The sequence below is a fragment of the Kordiimonas lipolytica genome (assembly GCF_042651265.1).
GTDB classification, from domain to species: domain Bacteria; phylum Pseudomonadota; class Alphaproteobacteria; order Sphingomonadales; family Kordiimonadaceae; genus Kordiimonas; species Kordiimonas lipolytica.
Window position 1 is genome coordinate 350,849 of the sequence record NZ_JBHSCR010000003.1, and the last position, 17,480, is coordinate 368,328.

The 17,480-nt window shown below is 57.8% G+C and carries 10 protein-coding genes; 6 read left to right on the plus strand and 4 right to left on the minus strand.

What is annotated here, in order from left to right; all coding sequences use genetic code 11:
• The first annotated feature begins 61 nt into the window (after nucleotides 1-61).
• The 4 genes from ACFO5Q_RS05815 to ACFO5Q_RS05830 all read left to right on the plus strand — a co-directional run bounded on the left by ACFO5Q_RS05815 (nucleotide 62) and on the right by ACFO5Q_RS05830 (nucleotide 7,758).
• The gene (locus ACFO5Q_RS05815; RefSeq protein ID WP_068152805.1) at nucleotides 62-655 is read left to right on the plus strand and encodes an RNA polymerase sigma factor; all 594 of its coding nucleotides are present in this window, start codon (nucleotides 62-64) and stop codon (nucleotides 653-655) included.
• Between the two features lie 17 nt (nucleotides 656-672).
• Nucleotides 673-1,815, plus strand: coding sequence for a FecR family protein (locus ACFO5Q_RS05820; protein WP_068152808.1), 1,143 nt, complete (start codon nucleotides 673-675; stop codon nucleotides 1,813-1,815).
• Nucleotides 1,816-1,927: 112 nt separating this feature from the next.
• Nucleotides 1,928-4,801 carry a TonB-dependent receptor gene (locus tag ACFO5Q_RS05825; protein ID WP_068152811.1) on the plus strand — a complete coding sequence of 958 codons (2,874 nt, stop codon included), beginning with the start codon at nucleotides 1,928-1,930 and terminating at the stop codon, nucleotides 4,799-4,801.
• 104 nt (nucleotides 4,802-4,905) lie between these two features.
• Complete coding sequence (locus ACFO5Q_RS05830) at nucleotides 4,906-7,758, plus strand: TonB-dependent receptor (RefSeq protein WP_068152815.1); 2,853 nt, start codon at nucleotides 4,906-4,908, stop codon at nucleotides 7,756-7,758.
• Here the strand turns inward: ACFO5Q_RS05830 and ACFO5Q_RS05835 are convergent, their stop codons facing one another.
• From ACFO5Q_RS05835 to ACFO5Q_RS05845, 3 genes are all read right to left on the minus strand, one after another.
• Nucleotides 7,759-9,666 (minus strand): endo alpha-1,4 polygalactosaminidase, encoded by a 1,908-nt coding sequence (locus ACFO5Q_RS05835; RefSeq protein ID WP_068152819.1) that lies wholly within the window; start codon nucleotides 9,664-9,666, stop codon nucleotides 7,759-7,761.
• A gap of 376 nt (nucleotides 9,667-10,042) precedes the next feature.
• Complete coding sequence (locus tag ACFO5Q_RS05840) at nucleotides 10,043-10,492, minus strand: YiiD C-terminal domain-containing protein (protein ID WP_068152822.1); 450 nt, start codon at nucleotides 10,490-10,492, stop codon at nucleotides 10,043-10,045.
• A gap of 94 nt (nucleotides 10,493-10,586) precedes the next feature.
• On the minus strand, nucleotides 10,587-13,166 hold the full coding sequence (locus ACFO5Q_RS05845) for an ATP-binding protein (protein ID WP_068152823.1): 2,580 nt from the start codon (nucleotides 13,164-13,166) through the stop codon (nucleotides 10,587-10,589).
• Nucleotides 13,167-13,298: 132 nt separating this feature from the next.
• Between ACFO5Q_RS05845 and ACFO5Q_RS05850 the strand changes: the two genes are divergently transcribed.
• Nucleotides 13,299-13,574, plus strand: a complete 276-nt coding sequence (locus tag ACFO5Q_RS05850; protein WP_231727358.1) for a DUF4212 domain-containing protein — start codon at nucleotides 13,299-13,301, stop codon at nucleotides 13,572-13,574.
• A gap of 4 nt (nucleotides 13,575-13,578) precedes the next feature.
• The gene (locus ACFO5Q_RS05855; protein ID WP_068152827.1) at nucleotides 13,579-15,354 is read left to right on the plus strand and encodes a sodium:solute symporter family protein; all 1,776 of its coding nucleotides are present in this window, start codon (nucleotides 13,579-13,581) and stop codon (nucleotides 15,352-15,354) included.
• A gap of 78 nt (nucleotides 15,355-15,432) precedes the next feature.
• On the opposite strand, the gene ACFO5Q_RS05860 is transcribed toward ACFO5Q_RS05855, so the two are convergent.
• Nucleotides 15,433-17,289, minus strand: coding sequence for an alkaline phosphatase D family protein (locus tag ACFO5Q_RS05860; RefSeq protein ID WP_156432076.1), 1,857 nt, complete (start codon nucleotides 17,287-17,289; stop codon nucleotides 15,433-15,435).
• Between the last annotated feature and the right edge of the window lie 191 nt (nucleotides 17,290-17,480).

Below are 17,480 nucleotides of genomic sequence, written 5' to 3' on the forward strand. Positions count from 1 at the left end.
AATGGGTCAAAAAAATTCCCAATTTCGGTAAGCTGTGCGTCCTTGATCTGAGGAGACATTCATGACGTCGCCAGAGAGGCAGAAAGACGAGCAGGAAACAGCTGAAGGGGCAAGCCCTTCGGATGACGCTCGCGCGCTCTCTCAGGACGAAATCAAAGCGCTCTTCAAGAACCATAATGAAGAACTGGTGCGCTATCTCACCAGCCGCCTGAAGTCGCACGAGGAGGCGGTGGAAGTGGCGCAGGAAGCGTATGTCCGGCTTTTACGGCTGGACGACACCAGCACCATCGGGTTCCTGCGGGCCTTTTTGTTCCGCACGGCGACGAATATTGCGATAGACCGCATCCGGCGGAAGGGGCTTGCCCAGTCCTATGTGGATCAGGAAGCGCCGCAACAGGTCAATGAGATGTTCGGCTTTACGCCTGAGCGCTCGATCGCAGCCAAGCAGGCGCTTGCCAGGGTTCTGGAGTGTGTATCCACGCTGCCGCCCAAATGCAGGCACGCGTTTGTGGAGTATAAGTTCAAGAACCGCAGCTACGATGACATCGCCCAGGAGATGGGCCTGACATCGAGCATGATTAGAAAATATGTGTTACGCGCGCTTGTGCACTGCTCAGACAAGATGAGCGACGAGCTGGATGCGTGGAGTCTTTGAGTTAAGGATATTGGTAGATGCCCAAGAGCCGCCAAATTGAGAAGAAAGTGCTGGATCAGGCCGCAGAATATTATCTGGACCTGCAGGACGGCACCATGGGAGCTGAGGAGCTGAAAGCCTGGCAAGGCTGGATGGCGGCAGATGGCGACCATCGCCGTGCGTTCGCGCGCATGGAAACCCTTTGGGGTGTTCTGGGTGAAGCTCAGGCAGATGACTGGCGGGATCTTGCGGCGCAGACCGAAACCGATATGGCAGCAGGGGAGGGGCAGGCAACTGTAGCGGTTCATCCATCAGCGGGTGGATCGATCCTTTCCATGGTGGCGCCAGCGACTGAACAGCCTTCAGTTCGCAAAAAGCCTGCGTACGCCTGGGTGGGGGCTATTGCAGCTTCCTTCGCGGCGGTTCTTGTTGCCACTTTCCTCCTCATGGGCTCGCCTGAAAGCGGGCAGGCTGTGCGGACCTTGCACTATCAAACTGCCGCCGGGCAGCAACGCGTTATCAACCTGACTGACGGATCGATTGTTGAATTGGGCGCAGGTAGCTCTGTGTCGGTAACCTATTCTGAAGAAGATCGGTCTCTCACTCTGGATCAGGGCGAAGCTGTCTTCACGGTTGCCAAGAACCCGAAGCGTCCTTTCATCGTGCGCGCGGGCCAAGGCAGTGTGACCGCTATTGGTACGGTCTTCAATGTTCGCAAGTCTGACACTAATGTCGAGGTGCGGGTGCTTGAAGGGACGGTTGCGGTGCGCCCGATTGACGATACGGCTGACCGTGGTCGCAGCCGTGGCCGGGATGCCTCAAGCGCTGTGACGCAGCCAGTGGCATTGGTGACCGCCGGTCGCCAGACGGCATATTCGCCTGCTGGCCGCATGATGCCAATCATTGAAGCCAACGTGCATGAGGGCCTGTCCTGGCGCGTGGGTGTGTTGACCATGGTTGACTGGCCGATCGCCGACGTTATTCAGGAGCTGAACCGGTATCTGACGGACGAAATCACCATTGGGGATGAAGCTGTTGGCACGATGCGTTTCACCGGAACAGTCTATCCGGACCAGGTTGACGCCTGGCTTGAAGGCCTGCAGCAGGGCTATCCCATTGAAGTGGTGCGTTTGGGCGGTAGCACCATTTTGATGTTTGATGAAGAACAGGCCGGGACATAAGTCCGCTGCAATAATCCTGTAGGCAGCTGGCACAAATCAGGATAACAAGGTGGGGACGTCCGAGAATACGGGCGAGGTTGCTTTGGCGCTGCCAGAGTAGCGGGAGGATCGTATGAAGTTTAGGGGGCGCACCGCCGGGCCGAATTTGGTCAGGCAGCGTAAAGTCCTGACCATCAGTGCTGTTGCGGCCTTTGGCGCGGCAGCATTTGGCGTTTCAGCACCTTCCCTGGCTATGGTTTATCAGGATGGCCAGCCCCAAGCCACCCGCACAGTCGAATTCAATATTCGAAGCCAGCGCCTTCAGGACGCCCTTCTCGCCTATTCAGAGCAGGCAGGTATTCAGATCATTCTGCCCGGTGACATGGCTTCCGACCCACAGCGTCGCAGCCTGCGGGGTTTACATGACGTGGCCGAGGCGCTGGAAAGTCTTGTGGCGGGAACCGGGTACAGCTTCAGCTTCACAGGTGAAAACACGGTTGTCGTGCGCCGGCAGGTTCACCTTGGGGTTCCTGTGGCTCCGGTGTCGGCTGATTCCAATAAGAGTGAGGACAAATCTGAAGAACAGACCCTGTCCCAGCGCCAGGAGGCGGAAGAACCCTATCTTGAAGAACTGGTAACTGTTGGCACGCGAAACCGCACGCGTACTGTTACGGAAACCGCCGTGCCGGTGGATGTCATCGGCTCCGCGGCGCTGCACCGGAACGGCTATACCCAGACAGGGAGGCTGTTACAGGCGCTGGCGCCCAGTTTTAATTTCACGGAAACCACGATTTCAGACGGAACGGATATCGTGCGCCCGGCCACGCTGCGGGGGCTGGGGCCGGATCAGGTTCTGGTGCTGGTCAATGGCAAGCGCCGCCACAGCCAGTCATGGGTCAATGTTCAGAATACGGTGGGCAAAGGAGCTGTAGGCACCGATATGAACACCATTCCGGTGGGCGCGATCAAACGGGTTGAGATCCTGCGTGACGGGGCGGCAGCGCAATATGGGTCCGACGCCATTGCAGGCGTTGTGAATATCGTCCTCAAGGACTATGACGACGGCTTTTCGGGCGCCGCCAGTTGGGGGCAGACCTACGAAGGCGACGGTGACACGTTCTTCGTGTCCAGCACTGCTGGACTACCGCTTGGGGTTGGTGGGTTTTTCAATGTGACGGCAGAATATCAGGACCGCAAGGCAACCAACCGGGCTGATCCATCCTCCATCACGGGCGATGTGGTGATGCGCATTGGTGAGACCGATGTGGATGCAACGGCGGTCATGTGGAATATGGCCTTGCCGGGCCGCGGTGGCGGCGAGCTTTATGCCTTTGGCGGCTTTATGGACCGCAATGGCGTGTCCGGCGGATTTTACCGCCACGCCCATCAGGCTGCGCGGTCTGTGCCTCAGCTTTACCCTGAAGGCTTTTTGCCGCTTCAGCGAACGGATGTCAGCGATTTCAGTCAGGCCGTGGGCTTCCGCTTCGATGCCGACGACGGTTGGCAATATGACCTGAGCGCCACCTATGGCCGCACGCGGTTTGCCTTTGGGGCCGAAAATACGGTGAATGTGTCGCTGGCGTCAGCGGCATTCTATAACGGCCTGGACCCGTTGGATTATAGCTTCACGGAAGGGTTTTCAGGGGCGCTTGAGTTCGAACAGCTGACAGCGAACTTTGATGCGGTAGGGCGGGCTTGGGTCGGTGATGTTCCGTTCAACCTGGCCTACGGCTTTGAATATAGGAACGAGCTATACGGGATTGAGCAGGGGGACGAGGCCTCCTACAGCTGTGGTAGGGTAAATGGCGAATTTGCCCCGTCTATTCTGGACCCGGAGGTGACAGCGGTATGTGGGTTCCAGGGCTTCCCGGGCTATAGCCCCGATGTGTCGGGGGAGCTTGGGCGCTCCAGCTACGCTTTCTATGTGGATACGGAATGGGAGCCCGGCGACAATTGGTTTTTCACCACGGCGGCCCGCTATGAGAATTTCGGTCGCACCGGCAGCAAGATTACCGGGAAATTGTCCGCGCGGTATCAGGCGGCAGAGGGGCTTGCGCTCAGGGGCGCAATATCCACCGGTTTCAGGGCGCCTGCGCTGGCGCAGCGGGCCTTTACGTCGGTTATCACCAACACCAGTGCTGAAGGACTTACGCAGACCCTGGTGGCACCCGAAGGCCATGTCATCCCACGCACATACGGGGTGAACAAGCTGGATCATGAGACCAACACCAACATGTCTGTTGGCCTTGTGTGGAAACCAGACAGTGATCTGAATGTAACAATCGACGCTTACCGGATTGATATTCGCGACCGTATCGTATTGGGGCCAACCCTACCGATCCCGGAAGGGCTTAACCTGGGGCCCATAGAGGCGGGGTCGTTCTTCTCGAACGGCATCGATACCCGCACAGTGGGGGCCGATCTTGTGGCCTGCTATGAGATGACGCTGAAGGACGGAGCTTCGCTTGACTTTGTAGGCTCGCTCAGCCTGACCAAAACAACCATTCGGGAAATCAATGCCCCGGAAGGTGTGTCGGAGGACGAATTCTTTCCCTTTGCCGAAAGGGTGAATGTGGAACGTGGTCAGCCCCGGTTCCGCGCCGCAGGCACGGTGGATTATCGGAAAGGGCGGATCGGCGCAATTTTGCGGGTGAACTATTATGGCAATACGGAATCGGCTTTCTATACGCCGCTTGGCAACAATATTCCGCAGGACATTGCTGTTGATGTGCTGGGGCTTGACTACAGCCCCACAACGAAGGCGGGCACAGCTGCCATCGTGGATCTGGAGATTTCCTATGATGTTGGGGAAAACCTGACGCTCGCCATTGGCGCCAACAATCTATTCAATACCTACCCGGATGAGCTCGTGAACAATGATATGTCGCGCTGGATATCTGAAGGGCGCCAGATCGGTGCTTTTGGCAACTTCCGCTACCCGTGGGTGGTTATGCCCTGGGGCATTCGGGGTGGCTATTATTATGCGCGGATGGCGTTTGAGTTCTGACCGTGAAAGTGGGCTGAGCACGTGAAAATATTCTCATATCCCATCGCGCACTCGTCTCAACCATTGGTAGATTTATGCAATCATATAAAGGAAGGAGGGCACATATGACCCTGAGACCAGCCGTGGTTGGTAGCTCGGATGGGCTGCTGCGGCTGATGGTAATACTGATACTTGGGCTTGTTATGTCAGTGTCCGCAACAGCGGATGATACACCGGAAATCCGGTTTGATATTGCGCCTCAGCCGCTTCGGCAGGCGCTTCTTGAGTTTTCAGAACAGGCGCGGATTCAGTTGATCCTTGCCGCAGATACAGAGGACATCCCGGCCAGCCGGGGCGTAACCGGCACGATGACAGCGGAAGAAGCCCTGGTGCGGCTGACTTTGGGTACCGGGCTCGAGTATCATTTTTCAAGCGGCAATACCGTTACCGTCAGACGGCAAAAAGTGAAACCGGAGCCTCCCTTGAGGCCAGAAAAACCAGCGGGGCAACAGGATATCGACCAGCTATCCATTGCCCCGGCTTCGTTTGAGGAGATCATCAGCATCGGGACACGCGTCAGGGGGCGTACGGTTGGGGCAACCTCTGTGCCTGTTGATGTTCTTTCACCCACAGCGCTTGCATCCACAGGGCAGGCGGAGACTGGACGCATGCTGCAGATGCTTGTGCCCAGTTTCAATTTCTCCAGTTCCAGCGTGTCGGACGGCACTGACGCCCTCCGACCGGCCACGCTTCGGGGCATGAGCCCGGACCAGACATTGGTGCTTCTGAACGGCAGGCGGCGGCATGCCAGCGCACTGGTGCATGTGAACACGTCTGTTGGGCGTGGGTCAGCAGGCACCGACATGAATGCTGTACCCGCCATAGCGCTGGGGCGCATTGAGGTGCTCAGGGACGGGGCGGCGGCACAATATGGGTCGGACGCCATCGCCGGCGTGATCAACCTTGCCCTGAGGCGCGACAGGGAAGGCGGCAGGATCAGCGTCAGCAGGGGCGCAACATATGCGGGTGACGGTGATACCACGACGGTGAACGGCTTCATCGCTTATCCGGTCAGCAGCCGTGGCTTCGTGAACCTGAGCCTTGAATACCGTGACCGGGCGCCAACGAACCGGGCGGGGTTGAGCGCGAACCAGCAATATTTTGGCGCAAATGGCGAAAGCGACTGTGCTGCTACGCCAGATCCAGCCAGTTGTTATGACCCGCGCGAATATACGTTCGACAGGCGGAATTTCCGCATTGGCGACGCAGCAAGCGAACAGTTTGCCGCCGTCTTCAATGCTGAAATCCCGTTCGGTGATGTGGGCCACTGGTATGGCTTCGCGACCTATTCCGACCGCGACAACATGTCGGCTGGGTTTTACAGGCGGGTTACCCAACCAGAGCGCACGGTTGCAAGCCTTTATCCGGACGGCTTCCTGCCCCTGATCAATACCGAAATCACTGATGTATCCGCTGCAAGCGGGTTGGTGCTGAAGTCCTTGGCAGGATGGCATGTGGATTTGGGTTTTGCCCATGGGCGTAACGAATTCGCCTACCGCATCAAGAACAGCCTGAATGCGTCGCTGGGGGCTGACAGCCCGTTTGAAGCTGATGCAGGCAGCCTGCTTTTCTCCCAGTCTGTGCTGTCGCTTGATGCTGTTCGGGAAGGGAGCTTGGGGGGCAGGGACGTGACGCTGGCAATGGGGGCGGAGTACCGGCGCGACCGGTATGAGATCAGGGCAGGGGAGCATGCTTCCTATAGTGATGGCGGCCTTAATAATACCAATTGCCCGGGTTGTGACGTGGCCCCCGTTCGCTACCAGCAGGGTTTCCAGGTGTTCCGTGGCTTTTCGCCCGATAATGCGGTGGACCGCAAACGGGATAGTTTCGCGCTCTATAGCGATCTGGACCTTTCGGTTACTGCCGTCTGGCGACTGTCAGCTGCTGCCCGGTTCGAACACTATGACGATTTCGGCAGTCGCTTGACTGGAAAGATGACCAGCCGGGTCAAGCTGACAGAGGGGCTGGCGCTTCGCGGGGCTTTATCCACGGGATTTCGGGCACCTTCTGTGCAGCAGAAATATTTCAACAGTGTGTCCACACAGTTTGTCGATGCCGGCGGCCTTACCGTTGCGCAGGAACGGGGCACCTTCCGGAACGATAGCGCACTTGCCGTTGCCATCGGTGTGCCGCAGTTGAAGGAAGAAACAGCCATCAATGTCAGCGCCGGGCTTGTCTGGACCCTGCCGAACTTCACGCTGACGGCAGACTATTATCATATCGATATCGAAGACCGGATCGCCATTTCAGGTAGCGTGGATATTGCCCGCCTGTTCCCGGATGTCAGCAGCCGGATGGGCATTACGAACGGGCAGTTCTTCTTCAATGCAGCTGACACGGTCACCAAGGGCGCGGATATAGTGGCGGTATATGACTGGCCGCTTTCGGGGGACGACAGCCTTGAGTTTTCGCTCGCGGCCAACTGGAACAGCACGGTGGTCAAGGATGGCAGCATCCGCACCACCATTGGCGATACGCTGGCGGTACCTTTGTTCACCCCGCAGGATATCTCCATTTTGCAGGACTGGCAGCCGGAAAGCCGTGTGATGCTGGCAGCAACTTATGAAACCGGGCCTGTCAGCCTACTGTTGCGTGCCAACCGTTTTGGTGGCTACCGAATTTGCGAAGGGACGTGCGACCAGCTTTCGGGCGACGGGCGCAATGTACAGGCTTTCGGCGCGGAATGGGTGTTGGATGCGCAAGTAAGCTATGAATTTGAACGCCACGGCGTTACTGCGACCATCGGCGCCAACAATATCCTGGGCCAGTATCCGGACCGTAATCTGATCGGACAGGCAGGGGCGGGTGATCTGCCGGGTATATTGTCGTCCGAAGGGGTGTTCACCTATTCGCGCCGGGCTGCACCATTTGGCTTTAACGGCGGCTATTGGTATGCGCGCCTCAGCTTCAGCTTCTGATCACAAGAGCACGTTTATTGTATCCAAATCATCAAGCACGAGGCCGATAAGGAATACACTGCCGCTGGCGCCAAGGTCGATCAACAAGCCTTCTTGATTGTCCTGCAAAACCTCCGATGCTGCAGTTTCAAGGGCTGTGATGTCTGCGAAGCGCGTGGTGATGGCCGTCAGGTCCAGCGCATCGTTGCTCAGGTCAAAATCCGTGATTGTGTCAGCACCACTGTTGGCTGCGAACGCAAAGGTGTCGGTGCCCAGACCACCGGTCAGCAGGTCATCGCCCGCACCGGCCCACAAGACATCTGCACCACCTTCGCCCCGGACCGTATCGTCGCCTGGGCCGCCGAACAGTTCGTCCGCGCCCAGCCCGCCCTGAAGGCGGTCGCCCCCCGCACCGCCAAACAGTGTGTCATCGCCGGCTTCGCCCCAAAGCGTGTCCGCATAGTCACCCGCGCCGCCAAACAATATGTCCGCGCCCGCACCGCCGAACAATTGGTCCAGCCCGAGCGCGCTATAGATCATGTCATCGCCGTCATGCCCAAAGATGGTGTCATCGCCTGTGCCGCCGCCCAGTTCGTCATCGCCTGCTGCGCCAATCAGCAAATCCTGGCCGGGGCCTGCCCATATCTGGTTGGCGGCCGTGCCGGAAATGATGGCTTCGCCGTCATCATAGATACCGTTGTCGTTTACAAGGCCATCGTCCCAGCCGCCGCCCAAAAGGGTATCGTTACCCTTGCCGCCAAACAGGATATCGGCGCCATCATCCAGTGAATTGCCGTTTGATGTGAGCCAGTCAAGAACATTGCCGTCATCCGCGCCGCCACCGATCAGGAAATCGTCGCCAGAGCCGCCGCCGATGACGTCAGACCCCGCGCCGCCTATGAAAAGGTCATCGCCTGCGTCCGCAGGGCCAGCCCATATCTGGTCATTGCCGCCAAGGGCGTCGATGACGTCTTTACCGAAGCCGCCGCGCAGCGTCTCACCCGCCTCACTGCCAACCAGATCATCGACGATCCTGATAAAGTCAGGCTGTTGGAACACTTCATCCAGCGCCCGGCTTTCCGCCACATAAAGCGGGATGCCAAGGTCATCCATTTGTTCGGCCAGCGCTTCAAGAACACCCTCGAACGCCTGCTGGCGGGTGCCGTTCAGATACTCGATCAGGAAGACTTCCTTGCCTGCGTTTTCCGCCAGTGTCAGCAGCGCCAGGCTGTAGGCCACGCTTTCGGCGCTCTGCACGTGGAAGTCGCTCTGGTTCGTGTTCTCATAGTAGAACTGCAGGTCTTCCTTGCCGACCCCATCGATGGCATTCAGATAGGTGCTGTTCTCCAGAAGTTCTTCACCATTCTGCCCGATGACGACAAAGGTGCGGTCGGGGTCTACTTCTGCCAGATAGGCTTCGGCGTGGGCGCGGATGGCGGCGACAAAGTTTGCCATTTCCTGCCGGTAATCAATGTTTGCATCTGGCTCCAGCTCTTCCCAATATTCATAGCCGTCTATGATATCCAGATAGAGGCCGTTGAAGCCGCCGTCGATGATGCGTTCGACATAGTCGAAGATCACCTGTTGCCAGTCATCCAACCAATAGCGGGCTTTGAAGTTGCCCACCCATTCGGGGTTTTCGTTTTCGATGATACTGTCACGGATGGCGATGAAATCGGGATCGTCCCAATAAAAGCGGTAATCTTCCGCTTCACCAATGCTGAGGTAAGAGACGATCAGCTTGTCATTCGTCCCGCGCATGATGTCTAGGTCAGCGGCGGTATAGGGCGTTTCCACATCAGCATAATTGGCGAATTCGATCACCACCATACCGGCCGTACTGTCGCCTATTTCCTGCAGTCGCGCGGTGTCAGTATCACCCAGGTGATAGAGCCAGCTGTCAACGTCGGAAAGTGGATTTCCGCTCATGATTAGTCCCCCGTATGGCGTGCTCGATATCACCTTATGCCGCATGGTGTGTACCCGTCGATAGCAAGGCGCGAAAAAAGCAATAAAAATGCGAAAATGGTTATTGACCAAATAGTCAGGAATGCATATCGTGCTGGCGTTGCGTTGAGAATGTCGGCCTCAAATGGGGCTGGCGGGCTCAAAGCCATGAAAGTGAAGGGCTCGTTTGGCTGCCATTCAGTGGTGGGCGCCTCCTTTGGCGGCAGAGCGGGCAGGACATGTCTTTCGGTCTGGGGCTTACGACCGACCTTCCAACCCATCTTTCATGTGCTTATGAATGGCGGTAGCCGGTCAAACCCGGCTGCCGCCTTCACTTTTTTGAGGTATGGCCTGTGGATCAGCCTGTCTTGAGTGCAGCGAAGGTCCCTGTGTAATCAATCGCAACTTCCTCATCCTGCATCACATGGGCTGTCATCTGGATACGGGCGCGACCGTGTCTGTCGAATGTCTTCAGGAACTGCTGCCAGCGCGCGGCGTCCGGCAGGCTGGCGGTGGCTGTGAAATCCGATGTCACGGGGCGAACATAGTCGATATTGCTGTTCGTGATTACAATCTCCGACGGGTCTGTGTCCTCGCGCAGGTTCACGTGCAAGAGCGTCCAGCAGGCCAGTGTAGCAACCGCCTGCAAGCTGCCACCGAAGACCGTGCGCTTGTGGTTGATATTGGCCGCAAGCGGTGCTGTCAGCGATATCTTTTCTGCGCTGGCGAAGGTCACCCGAACGCCCATGACGTGCGAGATTGGGATATTTTTATAGAGATAGGCTTCAAGGGCTTCGGGGCTTTCCATGGTCCGGCTCGTCAATTGCTGTCGGGCCTTAGCTTCAGGAAAATGGCAAGAGATGGCAAGCCCTCAGTTCCAGAGTTGGCGTCAAGCTGACTGCCTAGCGTACGCCTTCGCTGAGGCAGCGGCGCAGTTCCGCCAGGAAGGCTTTCCTGTCGATGGGTTTGCCCACATAGCCCTGCATGCCGCCAGCCTTCAGGTTATCAACCACGCCCACCACGGCGTGGGCGGTGAAGGCAATGGCCGGTATATCCCGGGCCCAACCGCCTAGTGCGCGGATTTCCTGCAGGGTTACCATGCCGTCCTTGCCGGGCATGTTGATATCCATCAGGAAAATATCGGGCGGTGGGGCACCCTCTTTCTGGAGCGCGGCAATGCGGCTGATCATTTCCTCGCCGCTTGACAGCACACTGACCTCAAAGCCTTCGCTTTCGCAAAGTTTCTTGAGTACCGCGCGGTTCACCGGGTTGTCGTCCACGGCGACCACCTTAAGGCCCGTCAGGTCACGGTCCTGACCGGGGGCGGCATCCAGGCCAGCATCCAAAGGTGCATCCGCTTCATCGAGGCGCAGGCTCACAACGAAGGTCGATCCCTTGCCAACCTCACTTTCCACGGCGACCCAGCCTTTCATCAGTTGCACCAGCTCCCGAGTGATCGCAAGGCCAAGTCCGGTGGATTTGCCGGTGATCTGGTTCTCCTTCACAGTTTCGAACCGGTCGAACAGCCGGGCCTGGGCGTCCCGCGGAATACCTTTGCCCGTATCCTTTACATTCAGGGTGACTGACTGCTGACCGCCTTCGACAGCCCGGGCGCTGGCGGAAATGATTACAGACCCGCTATCGGTAAACTTGATGGCGTTACCGATGAGGTTGATCATGATTTGCCGGAGCGCCTTCTGGTCTATCTTTAGCCACAGGTCTTTGGGCGTGTCATCCTTGAGGGTGAGCTCAAGATCCTTCTGGGAAGCCAGGGGTGCGAGGCTTAGGACGGTTCGGTTCAATAGGCCGCCAAGGTTCGTGGGCTCTGGCTTGAGAACCATCTTGCCTGCCTCAATGCGCGACAAGTCGAGAATGTCGTTGACCAGTTCCAGCATCATGTCGGCTGATTGGCGGGCCATAGAGACATAGGGGCGTGCAGATTCCGGCAGCTGTTCGCCAGACAGGATATCCAGCATGCCGACAATACCTGTCAGCGGGGTCCGTATCTCGTGGCTCATATTTGCCAGGAAGTCCGATTTGGCGGCGTTGGCCCGCTCCGCCTGGGTCTTGGCTGCGGCCAGGTCGTGCGTGCGCTCTTCCACGCGCTGCTCAAGCGTGCTGAAGGCTTCAGAAAGGCGGCGGGCCATGCGGGCGGAAGACCGGGCCAGTTGCCCCAGCTCATCGTTGCCAGCACTGCCCTTTGCGATGGTCGGCGGCGTGGCGCTGAAATCGCCGCGGGCCATATTCTGATTATGGCGCACCAGCGCCCTCAGCGGCGCGACGATATCGGACCGAATGGCAACCAACAGGCTTGCGAGCGCCAGCAGCAGGCCGACGAACCCGACATAAAGGAGGATGGTGGCGTTCTCGCGCGCGTTTGCCAGGATCAGGTCCTGCGGGTAAGCGGTGACGAAATACCAATCAGGCCCCTTGATGCGTCCAATGGCGACATAGTGACCCGTCGCCTCAACGGTAGTGACGAAAACATCATCATCCGGGTGTTCCTGGATGGCGCTGTAGATTGCCTTCAGGTTGGTGTTGGCGGATGCGGGGATATCCAGCATGCGGTCGTTTGCTTCCCCCTGTTTCGTCAAGCTGGGGTGGGCTATCAGCTTGCCGTCAGCCGTGATGATCATGTTGGTTGCGCCCAGGGGGACATCGGCGATGGCATTTTCAAGCAGTTTATCCAGAAGGATGCTGCTGCCAAAGGCGCCGACATGGGTGCCATTCAGGTAAACTGGTGTGTGGCAGCCGGTGGTCCAGGTTGTGCCTGTTTGGTCGTAAATAATGGGGCGCAGGCTAGTGCAGCGCATTTCACCTTCGGGGTTATTCTCCGGCAAGGTGATCTGCACCAGTTCCTGCGACGTGAAATCGAAAGAGGCGGGCGCTTCCTTGCGGTAGAACATCAGCCTGTCGGCGCGCGAGGGTGCATGAATGAGAAGCTCGTTATTCGGTGTGAAGAAGTAGAGGCTCGGCAAGTCCTGGAATTGGGCCTGGCCTACGTGATAGGCGGTTTCAAACGCGGTCATCAATAGCCGCTTGTCTGCAACTGTCAGGTCTTTGCCATTCTTGATGAAGGCGCCCATGCCGCTGATCCAGCCAGTAACGCCCTGGCGTGCGCCTTCGAACAGGAAATCGGCAGAACGCCGCGTACCATCCGGCTGCAGCGGGAAATAGCGGTCGAATGCCTCAAGGAATGCGGTCTCGTCCGGTCCCTCATTGTCGGCCTGGGCCAGTGCCTGATGAAGGGAAGCGGCCGCCTGCGTGTGGGCCTTGCTGATGGTTCGGAAAATTGCGCCTTCGCGTTCAGCGCGTTCCTGGATGAAGATGGCCAGCTCTTCAAGCTTGTTGTCCTCAAGCGCGCGGCTAATGATCAGGAAGCCGCCAACGGTGATGAAACCGATAACCAGGGCCACGCGCCAGCCAAGCCCCAGAAGGGCGGAATAAGCCAGCGATCTTTTGAAACGTCTGAATCTGTTCACGACACCGAACTACATTGTCGCCCCCTCAGCGCCCACTGATCTTGACGCCAATAGGTTAACAATCCAACAAAAAATTGACCTTGAGGATGCGATATTTCAAGCTGTGCGGGCAATTCAGGGGAGGGAATGCATATGGCTGAAAACATGCCCAGTGGCGAAAGCCAGAACCGCCAGGCCTATTGGCGGGCCAATTTGAAGTTGCTCGCTATGCTGTTGGTGATCTGGTTTGTCGTGTCTTTCGGATTCGGCATCTTGCTGGAAGACTGGCTCAACCAATATCGATTGTTCGGCTTCAAGCTTGGTTTCTGGTTCGCCCAGCAGGGGTCCATCTTCACCTTTGTGGTCCTGATATTCGTTTATGCGTTCCGCATGCGTGCGCTGGACCGAAAATTCGGCGTGGGGGACTAGGGCCATGGATGCACAAAATCTGACATACTTGTTCGTGGGCCTGTCCTTCGCGCTTTATATCGGTATCGCCGTGTGGTCGCGCGTGGCCAACACCAGCGAATTTTATGTCGCCGGCACGGGCGTGCACCCGGTCTTGAACGGCATGGCGACAGCAGCTGACTGGATGAGCGCGGCGTCTTTCATTTCCATGGCGGGATTGATTGCCTTCCTTGGCTATGACGGGTCGGTTTACCTGATGGGCTGGACCGGTGGCTATGTGCTCCTGGCGCTTCTTCTCGCGCCCTATCTTCGTAAATACGGCAAGTTCACGGTGCCCGAATTTATTGGCGACCGTTATTATTCCGATGCCGCGCGGCTTGTGGCCGTGCTGTGTCTGATTTTCATCAGCTTCACCTATGTGGCAGGGCAAATGCGCGGCGTGGGCATCGTGTTTTCCCGCTTTCTGGAAGTCGAGGTGGACCTGGGTGTGATCATCGGCATGGCGATTGTGTTCATGTATGCGGTGCTTGGCGGCATGAAGGGCATCACCTACACGCAGGTGGCGCAATACTGTGTGATGATTTTCGCCTATACCGTGCCCGCCATCTTTATTTCGCTATTGATCACAGGCAACCCGGTGCCGCAATTGGGGTTGGGTGCAGAGGTTGCTGACGGCTCCGGCCTCACGGTGCTGGAAAAGCTTGATAGCGCGCTCATCGACCTTGGCTTCACCGCCTATACGGACGGCACCAAATCAACGATCGATGTGTTCGCCATCACAGCCGCGCTTATGGTGGGCACGGCAGGCCTTCCGCACGTTCTTGTGCGTTTCTTCACCGTCCCGAAAGCGTCAGATGCGCGGATTTCTGCGGGCTGGGCGCTGGTGTTTATCGCCATTCTCTATACCACGGCGCCAGCGGTGGGGGCGTTTGCGCGGCTGAATTTCATTTTAGAGGTCAACGAGACTGAGTATGCCGAAACGCCCCAGTGGTTCAAGAACTGGGAAGATCTGGGCCTGATCGCCTGGCAGGACAAGAATGGCGACGGCGCGGTACAGTACCGTCCGGGCGCGCCGTTCGACGGCAAACCGGCGTTCGACGGTGACAAGCGCGGCGATCACGGCGAGCGTATGCTGGTGAACCCTACCACGGATACCGCAAATGAGGTCTATGTGGATAGGGATATCATGGTGCTCGCTAACCCTGAAATCGCCAAGTTGCCGGGTTGGGTGATCGCACTGGTGGCGGCAGGCGGGCTTGCGGCAGCTCTCAGTACCGCGGCCGGGCTCCTCTTGGTGATATCCACGGCTGTCAGCCACGACCTTCTCAAGAAAACCTGGATGAAGGAGATTTCCGACATGCAGGAGCTGCGCGCGGCGCGCATTGCCGCGGCGGTTGCGATCATGATTGCAGGATACCTGGGTATCAACCCGCCGGCCTTTGTGGCCCAGGTGGTGGCCTTTGCCTTCGGGCTGGCGGCCGCGAGCCTGTTCCCGGCGATCCTGATGGGGATTTTCTCCAAACAGATGAACAAGGAAGGCGCCATCGCCGGCATGCTGGCGGGGCTTTTGTTCACGGCCGCCTATATCGTGTTCTTCAAATTTGTTTCGCCTGAGATGAACACAGCTGACCATTGGCTGTTCGGCATTTCACCTGAAGGCATTGGCATGGTGGGCATGGTGCTGAATTTCGCGGTGGCTTTCACCGTGGACCGCTTCACGCCCGCGCCGCCTGAGGAAGTCCAGCATCTGGTGGAGGACATCCGGGTGCCCATCGGGGCAACTGGTGCCCAGGACCATTAGACATCAGGATCACCAGGGATAAGACAAAGAAAAGGCGGGGGAGAACCCGCCTTTTTCATGCCTGCTTTACGTGAGCGATTAGGCTGCCATGGTCACCGTGTGGCTGCCCGCGCGTGTAACCAGCGTTGGCCCCTTTCTCACGCTATAGTCGTGGCTTAGCACCGTTGAGACATAATGCCAGGTCGAAGACATGCTCTCCGGCGTGATGTCCAGCTCAAGCCAGCCGCGGTCCTTGCTGTTGAAATATGTCAGTTCCGGGCTTGCCTTCATGGTTTCCTCGCGCACGCGCGCTGGGTCGGCGGGGATATAGGCTTCCATGCCCGGCGAGCTGACGCTTGGCGTCGCAAACTCAACCGCGACATTGTCACCGTCTTTGTCTGTCAACTCGAAGCACCAGGCATTGTGCGTGTCGCCAGAAAGGAACACGGCATTGTTGGCATATGCCTTGACCGATGCGTAAACCCTGTCGCGGCAGGCCGGGTAGCCATCCCAGAAATCCAGGTTCAGCGGCATGCCCATGCTGCCCAGCATGCGGATGGCATCAAAGCGTTCGCGGCTGATGAACTTTGACTTCTCAAAGTCGACATCCTCGTCGGTCAGCATGGGGATACCTACGCGGCCGATCAGCAATTGCTGGCCCAAGATCTGCCAGGGGACGCCCGCTTCACTGGATTTCTGGAACTCGGCAGTCAGCCATTCTTCCTGTTTGGTGCCCAAAATAGTGCGCTCTTCAGCGCCCAGAATGTCGCGCCGGAATTTTTCCACGTCTGGCAGGTAGCTGAAGCCCTGCGGCAGTTTTTTGGGGTCAAGCGCCTTGATCTGGGCATAGTCCGTCATCGGCACAGGCTTTTTAGCACGCATATCGAACGGCACCGGGATATGTTTGACTGCGGCTTCCGGGAGCGCTTTCAGCGCATCAGTATCCAGCACTGCCTTCGGGTTCGCTTTGTCAGAAAAGTCGAACGGGATCGTGGTCATCGGCAGGTCTTGGGTATAGTCCAGCTGCTTGTCACGCCCCACAAGCCGGGTATCAAGCATGATCAGGCTGGCGAGCCCGCCAATGTCGAACGTGCGGTTGATATGGTCTTTGCCCTTGCCGCCCTCGCGGATCGGCAACCATTCATGGTAGGCCTGTACCGCGGCCTGTTTGCGGTCTTCAAACGCACCTTCACCATCATTGTGGTTTTCCGCGCCGCCTTTCCAGGTGTTGTTGGCGATCTCGTGATCGTCCCACACACAGATGAAGGCGTGGGCGGCATGGGCCGCCTGCAGGTCAGGGTCTGCCCGGTAAAGCGCATAGCGGGTGCGGTAGTCGTCAATCGCTACCAGTTCATTCTTCGGCTTGACGGCGCGGCCATGGGCGACAGCCGCATCGTTGGAATAGACCCCATCGGCATATTCATAGATATAGTCGCCAAGATGCAGGATCATGTCTACGTCACGGCCCGCGAGTTCCCTATAAACATTGAAGAAGCCCTGCGGGTAGTTGGAGCAGGAAATCACGGCCATGCGGGCATGTTGGGCGCCGTGGCCGGGCAGGGTGCGGGTGCGGCCTACCGGGCTCGTCTGTCCTTCCGCCAGAAAGCGGTAATAATAGCGGGTGTCGGGTTTAAGGCCGCGTGCATCCACCTTTACCGTAAAATCCTGTTTCGGCCCGGTGCGCGTTTGGCCCTGGCTGACAATGTCGGTAAAGCCTTCATCTGTCGCCACCTGATAGTCGACAGACACGTTGCTTGCCGGGCCGCCTTTCGGCAGGACACGGGTCCAGAGGATGACCCGGTCTTCAAGGGGATCGCCGCTTGCGACATTGTGGGTGAAACCGTGCGCCGGTTGGGCGCTTGCCCCGGTGCTGCGCACGGCGGCCAGTCCAAGCCCCGCGCCAATGCCGCCGAGTATATGGCGACGGTTAACGCTGGCCTTTTCGAAAATGCTCATCAAAATCTCCCCTTCACCCTCTGAGAACAGCGGGTTCCTTTGCCGAAAATACAACCGCGTAACACGGCCGTCTTCCTCTCGCCCTTGGTTTAGCAATACATTTGTGTTCCTATTTTGACAATATTGTTAATGACGCCCAAGTCCCTGAAATATGGGAAAAATACCTTCCTTTTTTGCTTTTTTAATTGTCG